This is a genomic window from Picosynechococcus sp. PCC 8807, assembly GCF_001693295.1.
Classification (GTDB): Bacteria; Cyanobacteriota; Cyanobacteriia; order Cyanobacteriales; family MRBY01; genus MRBY01.
Genome location: NZ_CP016483.1, coordinates 1,883,739 through 1,900,735, shown reverse-complemented (window position 1 = coordinate 1,900,735; position 16,997 = coordinate 1,883,739). Strand labels below are relative to the sequence as shown.

Annotated in this window: 22 protein-coding genes, 1 tRNA gene and 1 other RNA gene; 13 read left to right on the top strand and 11 right to left on the bottom strand. The window is 48.7% G+C overall.

Going from position 1 to position 16,997, the window contains the following annotated elements; genetic code table 11:
• Position 1: 1 nt before the first annotated feature.
• Complete coding sequence (locus AWQ24_RS09230) at positions 2–580, top strand: late competence development ComFB family protein (protein WP_062434677.1); 579 nt, start codon at positions 2–4, stop codon at positions 578–580.
• A 29-nt stretch (positions 581–609) separates the two neighbouring features.
• On the top strand, positions 610–1,368 hold the full coding sequence (gene sfsA, locus AWQ24_RS09225; protein ID WP_065716647.1) for a DNA/RNA nuclease SfsA: 759 nt from the start codon (positions 610–612) through the stop codon (positions 1,366–1,368).
• 15 nt (positions 1,369–1,383) lie between these two features.
• Here the strand turns inward: sfsA and AWQ24_RS09220 are convergent, their stop codons facing one another.
• Positions 1,384–3,087, bottom strand: a complete 1,704-nt coding sequence (locus tag AWQ24_RS09220; RefSeq protein WP_065716646.1) for an NAD+ synthase — start codon at positions 3,085–3,087, stop codon at positions 1,384–1,386.
• Positions 3,088–3,098: 11 nt separating this feature from the next.
• The gene (locus AWQ24_RS09215; protein WP_065716645.1) at positions 3,099–4,055 is read right to left on the bottom strand and encodes a class I SAM-dependent methyltransferase; all 957 of its coding nucleotides are present in this window, start codon (positions 4,053–4,055) and stop codon (positions 3,099–3,101) included.
• Positions 4,056–4,245: 190 nt separating this feature from the next.
• Here AWQ24_RS09215 and proB point away from each other — a divergent pair, with 190 nt between their 5' ends.
• Together proB and AWQ24_RS09205 are read left to right on the top strand one after the other, a co-directional pair.
• Positions 4,246–5,370 (top strand): glutamate 5-kinase, encoded by a 1,125-nt coding sequence (gene proB, locus AWQ24_RS09210; RefSeq protein ID WP_065716644.1) that lies wholly within the window; start codon positions 4,246–4,248, stop codon positions 5,368–5,370.
• A gap of 58 nt (positions 5,371–5,428) precedes the next feature.
• Positions 5,429–6,019 carry a PAP/fibrillin family protein gene (locus tag AWQ24_RS09205; RefSeq protein WP_012307392.1) on the top strand — a complete coding sequence of 197 codons (591 nt, stop codon included), beginning with the start codon at positions 5,429–5,431 and terminating at the stop codon, positions 6,017–6,019.
• A gap of 27 nt (positions 6,020–6,046) precedes the next feature.
• On the opposite strand, the gene ffs is transcribed toward AWQ24_RS09205, so the two are convergent.
• An RNA gene (gene ffs, locus AWQ24_RS09200) (signal recognition particle sRNA small type) lies at positions 6,047–6,143 on the bottom strand.
• 37 nt (positions 6,144–6,180) lie between these two features.
• A complete protein-coding gene (locus AWQ24_RS09195; protein ID WP_065716643.1) occupies positions 6,181–6,648 on the bottom strand; it encodes a YidH family protein in 468 nt (155 codons plus the stop codon).
• Positions 6,649–6,763: 115 nt separating this feature from the next.
• Between AWQ24_RS09195 and AWQ24_RS09190 the strand changes: the two genes are divergently transcribed.
• Positions 6,764–6,837 (top strand) — tRNA-Met (locus AWQ24_RS09190).
• A gap of 127 nt (positions 6,838–6,964) precedes the next feature.
• On the top strand, positions 6,965–8,056 hold the full coding sequence (locus tag AWQ24_RS09185; RefSeq protein WP_065716642.1) for a hypothetical protein: 1,092 nt from the start codon (positions 6,965–6,967) through the stop codon (positions 8,054–8,056).
• Between the two features lie 6 nt (positions 8,057–8,062).
• On the opposite strand, the gene AWQ24_RS09180 is transcribed toward AWQ24_RS09185, so the two are convergent.
• The 5 genes from AWQ24_RS09180 to AWQ24_RS09160 all read right to left on the bottom strand — a co-directional run bounded on the left by AWQ24_RS09180 (position 8,063) and on the right by AWQ24_RS09160 (position 10,833).
• Positions 8,063–8,476 (bottom strand): hypothetical protein, encoded by a 414-nt coding sequence (locus tag AWQ24_RS09180; RefSeq protein ID WP_065716641.1) that lies wholly within the window; start codon positions 8,474–8,476, stop codon positions 8,063–8,065.
• Positions 8,476–9,036 (bottom strand): Panacea domain-containing protein, encoded by a 561-nt coding sequence (locus tag AWQ24_RS09175; RefSeq protein ID WP_065716640.1) that lies wholly within the window; start codon positions 9,034–9,036, stop codon positions 8,476–8,478. The genes AWQ24_RS09180 and AWQ24_RS09175 overlap by 1 nt, the downstream gene beginning before the upstream one ends.
• 272 nt (positions 9,037–9,308) lie before the next feature.
• Positions 9,309–9,566 carry a hypothetical protein gene (locus AWQ24_RS09170; protein WP_065716639.1) on the bottom strand — a complete coding sequence of 86 codons (258 nt, stop codon included), beginning with the start codon at positions 9,564–9,566 and terminating at the stop codon, positions 9,309–9,311.
• A gap of 25 nt (positions 9,567–9,591) precedes the next feature.
• Positions 9,592–10,047: a type II toxin-antitoxin system VapC family toxin gene (locus AWQ24_RS09165; RefSeq protein ID WP_065716638.1), complete on the bottom strand. Its 456-nt coding sequence runs from the start codon at positions 10,045–10,047 to the stop codon at positions 9,592–9,594.
• 6 nt (positions 10,048–10,053) lie between these two features.
• Positions 10,054–10,833: a hypothetical protein gene (locus AWQ24_RS09160; protein ID WP_065716637.1), complete on the bottom strand. Its 780-nt coding sequence runs from the start codon at positions 10,831–10,833 to the stop codon at positions 10,054–10,056.
• A gap of 217 nt (positions 10,834–11,050) precedes the next feature.
• Between AWQ24_RS09160 and AWQ24_RS09155 the strand changes: the two genes are divergently transcribed.
• Positions 11,051–11,398, top strand: coding sequence for a hypothetical protein (locus AWQ24_RS09155; RefSeq protein ID WP_065716636.1), 348 nt, complete (start codon positions 11,051–11,053; stop codon positions 11,396–11,398).
• A gap of 28 nt (positions 11,399–11,426) precedes the next feature.
• Here AWQ24_RS09155 and AWQ24_RS16750 read toward each other — a convergent pair whose 3' ends face one another.
• Positions 11,427–11,660, bottom strand: a complete 234-nt coding sequence (locus tag AWQ24_RS16750) for a helix-turn-helix transcriptional regulator (protein WP_065717348.1) — start codon at positions 11,658–11,660, stop codon at positions 11,427–11,429.
• Between the two features lie 261 nt (positions 11,661–11,921).
• Between AWQ24_RS16750 and AWQ24_RS09145 the strand changes: the two genes are divergently transcribed.
• From AWQ24_RS09145 to AWQ24_RS09115, 6 genes are all read left to right on the top strand, one after another.
• A complete protein-coding gene (locus AWQ24_RS09145; protein WP_065716635.1) occupies positions 11,922–12,260 on the top strand; it encodes a hypothetical protein in 339 nt (112 codons plus the stop codon).
• 223 nt (positions 12,261–12,483) lie between these two features.
• The gene (locus AWQ24_RS09135; RefSeq protein ID WP_065716633.1) at positions 12,484–12,693 is read left to right on the top strand and encodes a hypothetical protein; all 210 of its coding nucleotides are present in this window, start codon (positions 12,484–12,486) and stop codon (positions 12,691–12,693) included.
• On the top strand, positions 12,690–13,010 hold the full coding sequence (locus AWQ24_RS09130) for a hypothetical protein (RefSeq protein WP_065716632.1): 321 nt from the start codon (positions 12,690–12,692) through the stop codon (positions 13,008–13,010). Before AWQ24_RS09135 ends, AWQ24_RS09130 begins: the two co-directional genes overlap by 4 nt.
• Positions 12,992–13,225, top strand: a complete 234-nt coding sequence (locus AWQ24_RS09125) for a hypothetical protein (protein ID WP_065716631.1) — start codon at positions 12,992–12,994, stop codon at positions 13,223–13,225. Before AWQ24_RS09130 ends, AWQ24_RS09125 begins: the two co-directional genes overlap by 19 nt.
• Before the next feature lie 4 nt (positions 13,226–13,229).
• Entirely contained in the window at positions 13,230–13,565 is a 336-nt protein-coding gene (locus AWQ24_RS09120; RefSeq protein ID WP_157096847.1) for a hypothetical protein, read from the top strand.
• Between the two features lie 73 nt (positions 13,566–13,638).
• Complete coding sequence (locus AWQ24_RS09115; RefSeq protein ID WP_065716629.1) at positions 13,639–16,620, top strand: DUF3854 domain-containing protein; 2,982 nt, start codon at positions 13,639–13,641, stop codon at positions 16,618–16,620.
• Here the strand turns inward: AWQ24_RS09115 and AWQ24_RS09110 are convergent.
• Positions 16,617–16,982: a hypothetical protein gene (locus AWQ24_RS09110; RefSeq protein ID WP_065716628.1), complete on the bottom strand. Its 366-nt coding sequence runs from the start codon at positions 16,980–16,982 to the stop codon at positions 16,617–16,619. The two genes, AWQ24_RS09115 and AWQ24_RS09110, sit on opposite strands and share 4 nt — an antisense overlap.
• Positions 16,983–16,997: the final 15 nt, after the last annotated feature.

The following is a 16,997-nucleotide window of genomic DNA, read 5'->3' as shown; positions in this document are numbered from 1 at the left end:
TATGAATCAGCCATCTGCGCCCTCACCAGGAAAGGGCAATCGCCGTGCTTACCAAAATATTATGGAAAACCTGGTGCACAAGGAAATCCATCGGCAACTCAAGCGCCTCCCACAGAAATTAGCTGAATATATTGATGTCGTGGAGGTGGCCACCTATGCTTTGAACCGGGTGCCTCCCCTCTATGCCTCCAGCGAACGGGGTAAAGAGCGCCAAGAAGAAAAAGGCGTTCTGGATCTCAAGCAACAAATTAGTATTGCGGTGCGCCAGGCGATCGCCGCTGTCCAACGGGATCCTTTGCGTTCTTCAACGCCCCTAGTGCCAGCCCAATATGCCCAATACGAAATCGCCGAAACCTGCCTACGGGATCTCGAAAAACTCCTACGGGATTCCTACCTCATCGAATCAGATGCCCCGGATATGGATTGGGATACCCTGAAAATCATTGTGGCCAAAGCCCTCAAAAAAGCAGCCACCCAGGGGATTGTGCACCGCCGCATTGAAGATGTGATCACAGAATGGGAATATCAAACCTACGTTCCCCCTGTCTTTGATTGGCAAGATCCCCATTACAAGTTTTAGGGGCGATCGCCAGCTTAATTTTTCTACCGATGACCGCGACCACACAGCCTTTTGTTTATCGTTATCCTGAATTGATCCCTGGCATCCTGCGGAAACGCTACAAACGTTTTTTAGCAGACATTGAATTGGCCTCCGGAGAAATCGTTACGGCCCATTGTCCCAATACGGGGCCGATGACGGGGATTTGTGAGTTGGGAGCGCCGGTGATGCTCTCAAAAAGTGATAATCCCAAGCGCAAACTAGCCTATACCTGGGAGATGATCCAGTTACCCACCCCAGAACCGACCTGGATTGGCGTCAATACAGCGTTACCCAACCGGGTGATCAAAGCGATGCTTTTGGCGAAGCAAATCCCTGAATTAGCTGACCATTACGACACGGTGCGACCGGAGGTGCGCTATGGCACAGAGAACAAAAGTCGCATTGATTTTCTGCTGACAGGAGAAGGGCGATCGCCTCTTTATGTAGAAGTTAAAAATACCACCTGGACAAAGGGAGAACTGGCGCTTTTCCCGGATACTGAAACCACCAGGGGCCAAAAGCACCTCCAAGAACTTATCGACATTGTGCCCGCAGCAAAAGCGGTGATGCTCTATTTCATCAATCGAGGCGATTGCACCCGGTTTGCCCCTGGGGATAGCAAAGACCCGAAATATGGGGAGCTATTCCGTCAGGCGATCGCCGCCGGCATTCAAATTTTTCCCTGTCGCTTTGCGGTTAGTCCAGAGGGCATTTGTTACCTCGGCTTGGCTCCCTGGAAATCAACTGAAATCTCTGGGGTTGGTTAATGTTTGGGATCTGCTTCACCAGCGGCAGGCAATGGGCATCCGCCACCCCGTACCAAAGGCTCGATCGGTAATTTTCAAACCAGGAGCAGCCTGACGGCGCTTAAATTCGGCACGATGAAGGAGCTTTAAAACCTGGGCCACAGTATCGTGGTCATAGCCAGCGGCGTGGAGTTCTGGGGCCGATTGATTGCGGTGGATGACCCGTTTGAGGATCTCATCCAACACCGGATAGGGGGGCAGGGAGTCTTGATCCAATTGGTCGGGGCGCAGTTCCGCACTAGGGGGTTTGGTAATAATCGCCGGGGGAATGAGTTCTCGGTCACGGTTTAACCATTTACAAAGGCTAAACACCCGCATTTTCGGGACATCAGCAATCACCGCCAGGCCGCCATTCATATCACCATAGAGGGTGCAATAACCCACCGCTATTTCAGATTTGTTGCCCGTTGATACTAAGAGATAACCAAATTTATTGGCGATCGCCATCAGCAGATTCCCCCGGATGCGGGACTGGAGATTTTCTTCGGCTACCCCAAATTCTGTGCCCGCAAATAAATCACCCAGCATCGTCTCAAAGGCTTGCATCGCTGGCTCAATGGGAATAATTTCGTGGCGAATCTGGAGATTTTCCACCAGGGCGATCGCATCGCTGAGGGAATGTTCCGAACTGTAGGGGGAAGGCATCAGCACCCCCAGGACATTTTCTGCCCCCAACGCTGCAACGGCGATCGCCGCCACCAGGGCCGAGTCGATGCCACCACTCAAACCCAGGACAATTTTCGAGAAGCCGCATTTACGAGCATAGTCTCGGAGACCCAACACCAGAGCTGCAAAAATTTCCGCCTCATCGGCCCCATATTCGGGACTAACGGTTTGCTGAAAAGCAGCAGGTAAACCCTGGGGCAGTGATAGGGTTTGTGGGTCAGGGCTAAATTCCACCGCCAACAGGGACTCTTGAAAACTTGGCGATCGCCCAACCAGTTGTCCCTCCCGGTCAAAGGCCACACTCCCGCCGTCAAAAATCAAATCGTCATTCCCCCCCACTTGGTTCGCGTAGAGAATGGGCGTCCGGTAACGTTGGGCGCCATGGTGGAGCATCCCTTCCCGCAGGCGCTGTTTTCCGACGGTGTAAGGAGAAGCCGACAAGTTCACGATTAAATCGACCCCGGCCTCGGCCAATTGTTCGAGGGGATTAATTTCGTACTGGCGCTTGCCCCAAAAGGCTTGGTCATTCCAGAGATCTTCGCAGATGGTGACACCAATTTTTAAAGGGGCGACCGTCGGGCTGGGATGGAGGAAAAACCAGTTTGATTGCTTGCCAGGTTCAAAATAGCGATCTTCGTCGAACACATCGTAGGTGGGCAACAGTTGCTTATGGAAAATGTGCTGGACTTTCCCCTGGTCAATAAGGGCGATGCTGTTGTGGAGGGCTTTTTCCCCCTTGGCGATCGCCTCTGGGTTGGGAGTCGCCAAACCGACTAAAACGGCGAGGGTCGGCGGAATTTTTGCCGCCAGGGTCGTGAGCTGGGCCTGCATCCGGTCAATAAAATCCGCATGGAGCAAGAGATCCCGGGGCGGATACCCACAGAGGGACAGTTCCGGCGTGAGCAATAAGCGGACATTGGCGATCGCCGCTTCTTCTGCTGCGACCAGGATCCGCTCGGCATTACCAGTCAAGTCCCCGATGGTGGGGTTCAGTTGGGCGATCGCAATTTTCATCAGGCAAACAATTAAAGGGGCTTGTGGGCAATGATCGTGCGGTGGCGCGGATCACTGGCGACGGTGGTGCGGTAATCAAAACCGACTTCTTTTAGTGTCGATTCTACATTAAAAGTATAATATTCGTCACTCCAAGGTTCTGTGCTCTTCATCAACACAAACAAGGCTGGCGGTAAACCCTGAATCACCGGAGATTTCGGATTGTTATCGACGATCGCCAAACAACCACCGGGCCGCAAAATGCGTCGGCATTCCTGGAAGATCTCACGGGTGGCCTGGTTGGGCAGTTCATGGAGGACAAATTGCAAGGTAATTAAATCAAATCGATCATCGGTAAACTCCGTCGTTTCCGCCTTGCCATGGCACCATTGCACCGCTTGATTTTTATCTTGAACCTTAGCCACCGCGAGCATGTGGGGTGAAAGATCTAGGCCCGTTACCTTGACTGCTGGATTTTTGGCCTGGAGTCGTTCTAGAAGCGCAAAGGTCGAAATGCCCACAGAGCAACCGATATCCAAGGCTTCGTTTACGTTCTGGGGCAAATATTGTTCAAGGACATCTAAAAAACTATTGCGGAGTCGGGCCTGGGCCACTTCTGGGGTGAGGGGTTCCGTTTTCCAAACCCGTAGGGCCATCGCTGCCGTCGCCGGGGCTGCCTCAAAGGCTGCTTGCCAACATAAATTCCCTTCGTTGTAGGCATGGAAGGGGACTTGGTAATAGTCGGGGTAGTCCAGGTGGGGATTGGCGATGTCTTGGAAATATTGTTTGGCGGGGGATTGCTCCAATTCCTGCACGATCTGCCGCCAGGGGACACCATTTTTTTCGGCGGTTTTGATCAGAACGCGCCGGGCTTGTTGTTTCATCAGGGCGTAGAGGGGCTTTGTTTGGATCAGACGGTTAACGAGGCGGGATAACCAGTCTTCCCCAGCCCAATCGGGTTTTTCTTTGGCGATCGCAGTGTGGGTCATGGATAACGTTGGGGACTTTTGTCAGCGGATGTAAAACACAGAAACTGGGTCTATTTTACCGTCATTGCTGAAATCCCTTGTTTTCCTTAATGGGAGACGGAAAGGATGCTGTGGACGCGGGGTAAGATTTTCGGCTCAAGGGAATTTTTGCTGAAATAATAGAAAAATTCACCTAGCCTCACAGTCTCCTATGCCCCAAACCATCGTCATTAAAATTGGCACCTCTAGCCTCACAGATCCCAAAACAGGCATGTTGGCTTTGGCAACCATCGGTACCCTAGTGGAAACCTTGACCCGCCTCAAACAAAAGGGCCACCGGGTAATCCTCGTCTCCTCTGGGGCCGTGGGCGTGGGCTGTGGGGTATTGAAACGCTCAGAACGCCCGAAAAAAATTGCTGAAAAACAGGCGATCGCCGCCGTGGGTCAGGGGCGCTTAATCCGGCTCTATGATGATCTATTTACCAGTCTGCAACAGGCGATCGCCCAGGTATTACTCACCCGTCGAGACCTCGTGGATCGCACTTCCTACCTGACCGTCCAGGAAGCCCTCAACGCGATGCTAGATCTCGGCGTGATCCCGATTGTGAATGAAAACGATACCGTTGCCGTCGATGAACTGAAATTCGGCGATAACGATACCCTCTCTGCCCTGGTCGCCAGCTTAGTGAATGCCGACTGGTTGGTGCTACTCACCGATGTGGATCGCCTCTATTCCGCTGACCCCAGACAAAACCCTGACGCCCGCCCCATTCCCCTGGTCAGCTCCAGCGAACTGTTTAACCTCCAGGTCGATGCCGGATCTAGCGGCTCCCAATGGGGGACAGGGGGCATGCAAACAAAGCTCACTGCTGCCCGCATTGCCACCAGCGCTGGCGTACGCACGGTGATTACCCAGGGCAAAACCCCCCAGAATCTCCTGAAAATTGTTGCCGGGGAAGATATCGGCACCCACTTTGAAGCCCAGCCCCAGGCCGATAATGCCCGTAAACGTTGGATTGCCTATGGCCTCGTGCCCCAGGGAATTTTAACCCTTGACGATGGCGCAACCCAGGCCCTTCTGAAAAATGGTCGTTCTCTCCTCGCAGCAGGTATTGTTGCCGTGGAAGGGGAATTTACCATTAACGACCCCGTAGAACTGAGAACCCAAACAGGTCAGGCGATCGCCAGAGGGTTAGTAAACTACAACCACCAAGATATTGAAAAAATTCAAGGGCAACATTCGACCCAAATTCGCCAAATTCTCGGCTACGGCAGCGCCGACACCGTGATTCACCGAGATAACTTGGCCCTGCTGATCGCCGCTGAAGGGATATGAGAAAATAATCTATGGCCTAAATTTCCTTAGACCTGCGCTGACCACTGCTCACCTTTCCATGAATCTAAAAACGAACCTCCTCGAAACCATTGCCGGAAAAAATCGTGGTCTGATCGCCACTGAAGTAGACCGCGCCAATATCCTCGCCATCGTCGATCGCCTCGAAGACCAAAACCCGACCCCCAAACCCCTAGAAGCGACAACCTTACTCGAAGGGGATTGGCGACTGATTTATACCACCAGCAAAGGCATCTTGGGGATCAATCGCTTTCCCCTTTTGCAGCTAGGGCAGGTTTACCAATGTGTGCGGCCACTCCAGCAAAAAATCTACAACATCGCCGAACTAGAGGGGATTCCTTTCCTTGAAGGCTTAGTGCTCGTGGAAGCCTCTTTCACCCCCGTCTCTGATCAGCGGGTGAATGTTTTCTTTAATCGCTACGTGATTGGCTCCCAACGCCTGATGAACTACCGTTTTCCGAAAGGACTCGTCGAGCAAATGTTAGCCGGGAAAAAATTCTTTCCTGTTGATGTGGGAATTAACAGCAAAAATAATAATGGCTGGCTTGATATTACTTATCTCGATGAAGATCTGCGCATTGGCCGGGGGAATGAGGGTAGCGTGTTTGTCCTAAGCCGTGAAAAGTACTAACTGACTGCTGCAATCCCCAAAAAACCAAAAGACCCGGAGCCTACGCCTACCACGAGCATCCCGTATTGCTGCTACCTTCCGGTCCTGACAAGGTTTGGGCGTCGAGATCGCATAGATCCGAGTCGTCTAAAAATATAACACAGAAGTCTTCCCCTTGGGAATTAGTACCTAGTGTGACGCTTAGACATATTCGAGGCTCTAGGAAGGGTCTGGGAGCGAGAAAAATCTTCTCGAGTCGGATCGGGTTTACTGCCAATCATCAAAATTAAACTCAGCCCCCCTAAAACCATTGCCACGAGTGCCGTTGTGGTAATCATCCAGCGATTGGGTTGATAATTTCCCTGCTCAATTTGACGAAAATGTTGGTGATAGTTCCACAAAGCCAAAGCAATGATCACAATGCCGGCGATCGCAAAGGCTCGACCCAGTGTTTCGGAAGAGGCCAGGTTCGGCAAGGGTAAATTACTTTGGGAGACTAGGGTTTCTTCAATTTGACGCACAAAAAAACCAAAACGGGCGATCGCAAAGCCAAAACCAATTAAGGCGATCGAGGTACGCAACCAAGCCAGAAAGGTACGTTCGTTGGCTTGGTGTTCCCGCTGTCGGTCAATTTTGGGCAATTTAGACATGGTTAGTAGGGGAAGTGGCTAGTCTCGTTTCGTACTCAAGTTTAGACATTGACGATGACCTTAAACCAAGCCCTTGACACAAGCAGTTGCTGTAGTTATAATCATTTACGGTTTTGGCTCGGTAGCTCAGCTGGTTAGAGCAGGGGACTCATAAGCCCAAGGTCGGCAGTTCAAATCTGCCTCGAGCCATAGTGATAGCGTAATAAATTTGAACTACACCAGAGATGGCGTAGGGGCGATTTTTCGCTAACTTCTTGATTCACAAAACTTTGGGATTTTCCCGTGTGGCTAGTCTGTATTTAGTCAAGATTTAGTCATGACGGTACATGAAATTAATAGCCAGCTTAAAGCCCTCAAGATGGGGGTATCAGTAGAGGTTTTGGGGGATAAACTTTACCTCCGGGCTACTCTCCCTCCCAAACCTGGCTCGAAACGTAAACAGCCCTACCAGCAACGGATCGCCCTGGGGATTAATGGCAATGATGAGGGATTGCGACGGGCTAAGGCTGAGGCGATTAAGCTCGGTGGGCTGATTGCCTGTAAGGATTTTGATTGGGCGATGTATGTCAAAAATGACAAGCTCACCTGTGCTGAGTGGGCAGATCGCCACAGGGCAGATTACTTTAACCGCCGTCCGGATCGTCCCCAGACCCACAGCAGTTACCGCACCAGTTATCAACAGATTTTTAATAAACTCCCACAGCGTCGCATTCTGTCGGCAAAAATCCTCAAAGATACCCTGCTAAAAATCCCGGCTGGGACTCGCCAACGACAGCGGGGGGCGATCGCCTTTCAGAGTTTGGCGGATTTTGCGGGGATTGATTGCGACTTATCCCGGTACAAAGGTGAATACTCCCACCGCAGTCTTACCCCTCGAATTTTGCCCACGGATAAGGTCATCGCCGAAAGGATGATGGTTATCCCCAACGCGCAATGGCGATGGGCCTACGGGATGATTGCGACCTATGGATTACGCCCCCATGAGGTGTTTTTTGTGAGCTTTCAGAGTGATGGGGTGATCTGGGTATCTGAGGGAAAAACTGATGATCGCCATGTTCTGCCCCTATATCCGGAATGGGTGAAAGCTTTTGAGCTGGAGGCGGTTCTAGTCCCTCCCCATGATGGGGCTGATTATCGGGCTAGGGATTATCAGGCGTTGGGAAGTCGGGTTACCAGACAGTTTCAGCGATATGGGGTTGGGTTTCCGCCGTATCATTTACGGCATTGTTATGCGCGGCGATCTAAAGAATTTGGGATAAAACCCATTGATGCGGCGAAACTTATGGGGCACTCTCTCGATGTTCATTTCAAGACCTATCACCATTGGTATTCCGAGGATGAGGTGATTAAGTTATCTCTCCAAATCGCCACCGACCAGCATCGCCCAAAGCCACCTACAGCGGAATGACTTGTCCTAAAACATAAATTTGTTTTGGCAGTATTCAAGTACCTCTATCGGCGTGAATTCTGACTCTAATAATCCTTGTTGAACGCGACGCAGTGCCTCATCTTCTAGAACAAAATCAATGAGGCTTCTCTCTGCATTGAGATAGTTTAGAAGCGTTTTTGTGTTGAATAATTCAGCATGGATGTAAGCAACAACTGAGGGGTGCTTGATGAACGGATGATCGCTTTTATCTAAAATCACTGTCGTATCAGCCCCTTGCCTCATTGTCGTGAGATTGACCATGACAACTAAGATCTCTCCTTTGACATCCTCAGGGTCAGTCAGAATGATATGAAGGTGTTTGTTATATGCGTTTTTGCCGTAATGAAACGTTGTGCCAGGGTATAGATCCTCAAGTGTGACAGGGTACAAATCAGACATTAGGCGGCAAAAACCTCCCGCACTTCTTGGCTATGCTGGAGTTCTTCCAAAATGATGTTGATATCTTCTTCTGAGTAGTTCCCCTGTTGAAGAATGGTTTTGAGTTTGATTGGCAGTCTGGATCCTTCTGGGTCTTGCCACTCTGGCACATTATTTTTGTCATGTACCCAGTCAATTAACTGCCCATAACTCATGTGCCCGTAGCGGTCATAAATCTCATTAACCAGTTTGACCTCTGCGCGGTTCAGTTTTCTAACTGGGGTATCGCATTGGAGCACTACGTCATAGCCTTGTCGGACAATGCAATTTTCCCACTCTGGGGAAGGATATTTCGAGTATGTATTCCCGGTGATATTGTCGAGGGTATGGCTAAGGATTGGGCCATTGTCGAGGGAATAGTAATCGTCACAAGTGACTGGATATCCCCAACGCAAAATAGACTCACGTTCGATGATATACATGAGCTTAATGAGTTTGGTGTAGTTGATTCTCCCGCCCTCTCGCTTGAGCAATAGGGAAGCAACTTCCGCAGCTTTATCTTGTCGATATGGACTTTTCATCACATAGCTCCATAACGTTCCTTATTACTTACATTATATCTCTTTACAATGCGCCAAAATGCCTTCTATACAAGGCTTTAAGGGAAAATAGAAGTGTAAAATATATCCACCAGATTTTGTGTAGTACACCTCGGAAATCTCCCTTCAATCGCTAAATGTGACTGGTTACATATCTTCATGTGATAAGGAAAATTACCACTGATCAGAATCGACCACAAGCACCAAATCAAGAGTAAACCTTTAACTTCCCAGTGAACATTTGAGAAATACATTTACTCTTCTTCGTCATCTTCTAAGCTAGCTCTGTAAGCTAGCTCTTCTAGTTGATCGTGATCTATTAGTCCTTCATCTGTAAAAAGCCACTCTTGCCGACAAGACCAGCAAAGCATAGCGCCTTCTCGCTTAGTGACATATGACTCAATCCCTTCACAAAAAACAAGATCTACATGAGAGCCACAGTTTACGCATCCTCTCATCTCCTGTTCGACAATATCATCGATTATTTTCTGAATCTGATCGTCTTTATCCATTGCTGATACTTTCTATAGAAAATTATTAAAAGTATTGTGAGAGGATTCTAACTTCAATAAAATCTCCGGCAACAGTAACCATGTCATTATCTTCGGTGTAAACACAGTCAGCATTATTTACAATTGCTGTGGCAAGAATCATCATGTCTATTTTCATTCTGCATTTCTGCATATTAATTGCTTTACAGGCTGCCTTTCTTGCGTGCCAAAGTCGTGCATACATGATAGATGCCCTAACATCAAACTGTGCAACCATTGCTTTTTTACTAAAAATTTGAGTGTATTTCGGATAATCTTTTGGCTCTAGCGGGGCCATAGATTCACCCATTACTAATGAAGGAATTAATATTTTGATATTTTTCAATTTGCAATCTTTCAGTAGTGCTTCAGCTTTTACAAGCATCTCTTCTTGACCAGGAGTCGCTGTTTTTTTGAACCCCCATGAAATGACATTAGTATCTAAGCAAACTATCTTTTCCATAATTAACTACCAATGGTCATTTCTTAATTCTGCAAAGTAGGCAATAGGGTCTTCAATAGAATCAAACGCGTCTCCAAATTCTTCAGATATTTCTTTGAATAAAGATACAGGATCTCCTCCTTCAAAATCAGTAAATGAAGTAATTGTAAATTCTTCCATTTGCATTGTTGCCATATCCCACTGCCCAATTCCATACACCCCAACTTCGTGATATAGCCTTTCTCCTGCAATCTTTGAAATACGTTTACTTGCATCACAAACGACTACTCTCGATTGATTAAATGGACGAATATGAACTTTTGGCGTTTTCCCTCCAGTTTTCTCAATAACTCCATACAGCGTCACATCACCTTGAAGCAATTGCTGCTTGGGGAGTACTAAATTATGATCGATGGTCGTTAGCTTCTCTCGCCTCCCATCATTTATAAAGAGGTCGGCTTTTAAGCCATTGTTAACAACTACTTTGCGAAACTCTTTAATGTATTCTTTTGTCTTTTTAGGGAGGCGGATAAAATCTTGTTGATTGATATAGTTCGCGATTTCTCTAATAGCAGCAAAAACAATTTCTTCGGAAGATGGGACAAAAAGTAAATCCACACTTCCTTCATTGATTTGTTGTAAGCCCAAGAATACCTCTTCTTGGGTATATTCAGGGTTTTCTCTAACAACATAATCTGAAATCATCTTGTCAAGAGAAGCAAGAAGATTTGCCAAATCTTTAGCTTTTAATCTGGAGGGATTAATATCTTCTCCACTTAGATAGATTTCTAGTCGAGGTGTGCTCATGTCACTTCATTTAACCTCGTAAATCACCACAGCATAACTGAATCATACCCTCTTTCCAATAGTTCATATATACTCTCTATGCATGGTGTTTTTTATGGGATTTATTCCAAGTCAAACACTAGACTTTATGTAAAAAAATCAAAGACTTGCCACCGACCAGCATCGCCCATTAGCTCCCAAGACCGATTAGGATATTGTTTGTTTGTGTAATTTAAAGATGCAATCTCAAGATAATGTGCTTCGGTTAGCGGCGATCTGTAGTTTTGCGTTTCTGGGGGTATCCCTGGGGATGCTGGGGGCATATTCCTGGGGGGTCGCTGAGACGCTGGCGATGACTGCCTTTATCCCCTTGTCCTATCTGGGGGTATATGGGTATATCACTATCCATGGCCTAGAAACGGAAAATCGACGGTTAAAGCAGGACATCCAAAAGAAGGATCAGGAAATCCATTCCTTCATTGATAAGCGCAAGCAACTGCTCACTAAGATGGATCGCCTACAGACCAAATTAGATAACCAGATGCGCTGGGCGGACCAACAAAAAAAGCGACCAGATAAAAACTGATCGCCCCCATGAATATCTACCAGACCTCTCAGGATGCCAAGTCATCAGGGAGGTCTTTAAATGTTAAATCTACCTGGGTCAATAAATCCTGAAGCCTTTTAATTTGGTCAATGGATAGTGACGGTTTGTAAACCCCCCTCTCCCACTGAGAGACGGTCTCACGACGAACCCCAAGCGCTTGCGCAAACTGGGATTGATTCATATTTAGCTTCCTTCTAAGAACCTTCAAAGTAATTTCTTGGTTGCACTCTTTTACGCCCATCATTATACTGTTTTTGTGTAGCTAGCTGCACATAACACCCACCAACAAGGCGAGAGGGGGGACTGCTATCCTCCCTCCCGTCAGCAGATATAGAATCTACTCGCAACTCGATTCTAATACGCTGTGACCCTTGCTGTGTGGGCGTTCCAGACAACACAACACAGGAGAAAAACACTAGATACGGACAGCACCAACTAATTACCGACCCAAAACCCCATCCATAGCGGATACGTAATTACTAGAATCGAAATTAAATTTTTTATGAATATTTCCAGACCATTTGATCGCCGGGAGGCGTTCGAGATTTTCTTAGCGAACCTCGACAACTTTAGCGAGGAGTATAAGGCGATTGATTTCGCCATTGCCTGTGCCCAAAGATTCCAGGCCGGGATAGAAGCCACCGGGGGCGTGGAACGGGTTTCTTTCCCTGATGTGCAGCCCATTAGCAGTTATTGCCGTTTCTATGCCAAGGGCTGTGAATTGCGGATTGAATTATCCGATGGGGGCACGGTTCTGCACGCGGTTTATGCGACCCCCAATCAAGCGATGGGGATGGCGATCGCCCTGAACTCTTTCACCAAAGTGAAGGAGGCGAAATGAAAAAGATTATTCCTGATTCCTGCATCGAGTGCGGATCTGAAGCAAAACCCCCGTTTTCTTACTTTTGCTCTAATTGTGCTGGCTCTTTTTCTCCCTACTACATGGCCCACCGGATAGGGCAGTATCACGAGTCTTGTTTTATTGATGCCCTCGATCAGGCTATCCAAGCCAAAAAACTTGATTCAGAAAATTTCTGCACAGACAACAATTCGGGGATTGACCTATGACCACATACCCTAAAACCCCAAGTGTGGGGTACCAGAAAGGCTTTCGTGTGATTAAGAAGCATCAACGAAGCGCTTACGGAAGATTTATCCGTTGGATGGATGAGCATGAGCGCCGAAAACAAGAAGAAGCAGAGCAGGCAATTCAAGAAGCACAGGATGAATTCAATCGTCTTTACGATATCCCAGACGAGGTTGTTGACTTATGAGTATTAACCAGCCCCCAAATTTCGACTACATCCACCAGAAGGCGCTGTCATTGATTGCTAATTCTGACTTTTATGACTTTTGCGCAGTGCAATACGCTCAGGGGAAAGCCTCAGCAGATGATCTAGGGGATGCCCTGGAGAAGTACCAGGACGATTGCGCGGATCTGATTCTCGCCTGTCTGGAGATCTCGGAGGATGTTTTGCTCGTCCGCACCGAAGACAGGATTTACGCCCTGGAGCTTAATCCCTATTCCGTTACCGTCAGAGTCCAGGAAGCGCGGATGCTGGGAGGGGTGGAATGGATCAGCAAACTTTGATCGCCATCCTTGAGGCGACCCTTGATGATTTGGTGGTTTTAGGGGTTTATCCGGATCATGAATTCGATGATCGGAGAGCCCAAGGAATCGCCAACACTCTCCAACAACCGACCCATCGACAAAAGTTCTTCCGGGCCAATCACCGCATCTCCCAGTTAGCAAGGGGGATTGAGATCCTGAAGGCAGAGGTCGCCAGACACGAAAACGATTTTTAACCACATGGCGATCGCCCTCACAGACCACGGCGGCGATCGCCCTTATTCACCATTTCAGGAATTTATAACGATGACAAGAATTCAGTTAATGAAAGATTTTTTGGAACAGGTCGCAGGGGCTACCGAGCAAATCATTACAGACAATTTTGGATCTGAATTTTCATGGGGGGAGCATGTTGGTGCTGAGTGGAAATGTATCGGGAATCGCCCTGACACCACCTCCCCAGAAGAGCGCTATTTACTTATGACCCTCTGGAATATGCGGCATGAAGCAAATGACGTTCTGCACTATTTACACGGGGCAAAAGATTGGGAAATTCAAGAGCTTTTAGATAGTTAAACCCAATGGCGATCGCCCTCACAGACCACGGCGGCGATCGCCTTTTTTTTGTCCTTTTCAAGAATCAAGAAAAATGCAAACGCTACAGAAAACAGCATTAGAGACAGAATTAGAAGCCAGTGCGATCGCCCCCGATCTTGCCGCCCTAAACTTCACAAACATCATGGGTGGCACGGCTTGGGAATATCTCTTTTACACCGATTCCCAGGCACTCCGTACCAACACCGGAACCCTTAGAAAAAAATGGCTCAAGACTTACGCCCATATCGATAATGGCGGGTGGTGGTGCGGCACTCTGGATATTCTCAACAGTGGGCGATCGCCCTGGGGATGCTTTAAGGCGAAAACCCCCCGCACCGATTCCGAGGGGAAGCCCATCAAATATGAGCATCCGCCCACCGTCCCCACCGAACCATTTTTCCTAGAAATCGCCCGCGACCGCTGGGAACGGATCGCCAATATGCACGGGCTAGGATTTCCTGATTTGTCCGATATGCCCCCATCCGCCGATCCTTTCGAGTTCTGGGAATGGGTGAAAAATAACCCGCAGCTCCCCATCATCATCACCGAGGGCGCAAAGAAAACCGCGTCCCTACTCAGCGCCTCATATTGCGCGGTGGGATTGTCGGGAATCTGGAACGGCGCACCCAAGGAATTAGCAGGGGACGGCACACCATTAGAGAAAAAATTAAAGCCACAACTTCAGGCGATCGCCACCGAGGGGCGAGAAATCATTTTTTGTTTCGACAACGACGCTAAACCGAAAACCATTGCCGCCGTCACTAAAGCCACCGAGACCCTAGCGGCGCTATTCGAGGCGGAAGGCTGCAAGACATCGGTGATGTATTGGCACGGTGTTTATGAAGAAAAAGGAATTGATGATGTCCATGCCGTCCATGGTCGGGATGCCCTGGATAAATTATTTGGCGATCGCCTACCGTTGGATCGATGGCTCGATTTAATGCGCAAACCGATCCTCACCGACCCCACCAAAGCCCCCAAAGTAGAGGCGAAAGTCTCTACCCCATTACAGCCTGTCAGCACCTATGACCCTGCCCTGGAACCAGAAGATCCAGACGACGGCGAGAAAGAATTACCCCCCGCACTGACCTATCAGGAAATTGCCCTGCAAACCGTTTTCAGTGAGGGGCATTACGTCGCCATTAATGACGAGCTGTACAAATTCAATGGCACTCATTACGAAAAGCTCACCCCACAGACCGAGAAGCTAAAAATCAAGGCATGGGCAGAGCAATACTGGGTTAAAGACCCCAAAACTAAGCGGAAAACCTTAAAGTATCTGACTCCCCGCAGCATTAACGCGATCTGGGATTGGGCGTTGCTGAGTTTTGGGATTAACCCAGACCGCATCAACCCACCGGGGCTTAATTTGGCGAATGGAGTCCTACGGATTAAATGGAATGGCAGGGAACCACAATGGCGACTCTACCCCCACACTCCCAAGGATATTTATCTATATTGCTCAAAGGTCAAATTTGACCCCGATGCTGACCCTACCCAATGCAATAAGCTTCTGGAATGCCTCGACCCTGCCCCCCGCACCGCACTGCTTAGACAATTAGCGGCGGCGTTTGACCTCGATACCGTTCGCAAACTTCACAGCCGGGGCATCAAGGCGGCGATCGCCAAGGGAACCGGGGCAAACGGGAAAGACTCTATCCGGGCTGCCATCTCGAAAATTTTCTGTAATCAGATGACTTCCCTCGGTTTGAGTGAGTTTCAGACCTATGACCAGGGGCGCAAATTTGGTCTAGCACCGCTTGAAAATTCCCTAGTGAATTGGTCTAGCGAAAACAACATGGGAACCACCCTAGACCGCGTGGAATCCTTGAATATTTGCGTCACTGGGGAGGAAAACGGGATCTGGATCGAAAGGAAGAACAAAGACGGTTACGCCATCACCCCGCGCGCTGTCCACATTTTTAACACCAATCAAATCCCTAAGCTCAAATCTGGGATGGACTCACTCCTAAGCCGTTTTGTGGTGCTGGATTTCAATAAAACCTTTAAACAGAACCCTGACCGACGGCGAGGCGAATTACCAGCCGATCCACGGTTCCACGATGACCCCCAATTCCTGATCACTGAGGTTTGCCCCGCACTGATTAACCGCCTACTCGAAGAACTGGGGAACCTTGCTAAATTTGGCATTGATTATGATGCCCTTGCGTCCGGCCTTGAGGATTTGCAGGAAGAATCCACGCACCTCTGGGGATTTGTTCAGGATACTGGCTTAGAGCTTAATCCCGATGGCAAGGTCTGGGTTCATGACCTCTGGGACAGATTAAAAGACTGGTATCAGGAAACCGGGACTCTTGAAGTAGAAGAGATGGACAACGGAAAAACCCGCAATATCTGGCACGAACAGGCAAACCAATACGACCGGAATGTGACCGGGGCAAACCAAATCTATAAGCGGTTTAAATTGCTATTCCCAAAGATCAAGCGAGTACGGGAAACTTCCGATCCAGTCTTTAAAGGTCGTTATTTTTTATCGGGGCTGAGTTTCAATCAAGATGGTTCACTGCTTCACAACCCTGATAATTCGGGGGTTTCTGCTTCACCAGATGGTTCACCATGCTTCACCAATACTCTTTCTGCTTCACTCTCCCCTAGTGAAGCAAAAAATGAAGCAGGTAGAGAAGCTGAAAAGCAGACAGTGCAAGGCGGTGAAGCAGCGAAGCAAAGTTCTGACAAATCGCCTGAAAAATCTGACACAGAAAATTTTTCTGTGGGCGATCGCGTAATTGATACTCGCACCGGAGAGGAATTGACCATCCTTGAAGAGCCTGGGATCGGGAGTAGAGCGATTCGGCAGGAATATTCCTGTCAGAGGGCGAATACTTGGATGGCGATCGCCAAATTGACCCGGCAAGGTGGGGAGAAGCATAACCCCATAGAGGTCGGGTGTGTGGCGAAATCCCAGGATGGCGAATTGGTCGATGTCAAAGCCATTTCAGAGGATGGCCTGTGGGCATGGTGCGAAAGGAATGAAATTTTAGTCCCCAAGCATTACCTACAGTTAAAGGCTTAGGGCACATACCCCAGGCATAGCAGATCGAAGTTTGAACCAGGGGCAAAACAATCAACACCCCAAAGGGCAGAAAGACCAAAATCAGCGATTAAGGGGAGTAGGCTTACTATCCCCCTTGCCGTTTTTATGGTGGTTTGGAACTGGCCCACACTGGTAACAGTGCCAGCAATTTCGATTAAGGGATAAAGCTCGATCCGTGAATAGGGATATGTGGCGACGGTTTCGCCCCCCATTTCTTGCACGATGCCCGCGCCGCTATTGAGTCGGATCAGCAATCCCCCTGGGCTAGTGGTGAACTGTGCCCGGTATGCCCCCCCAATCCCAAGGAAAGACTCAATAACTGTGTTTGAGATGCTAGCCATACAAAAAAAGGGCCA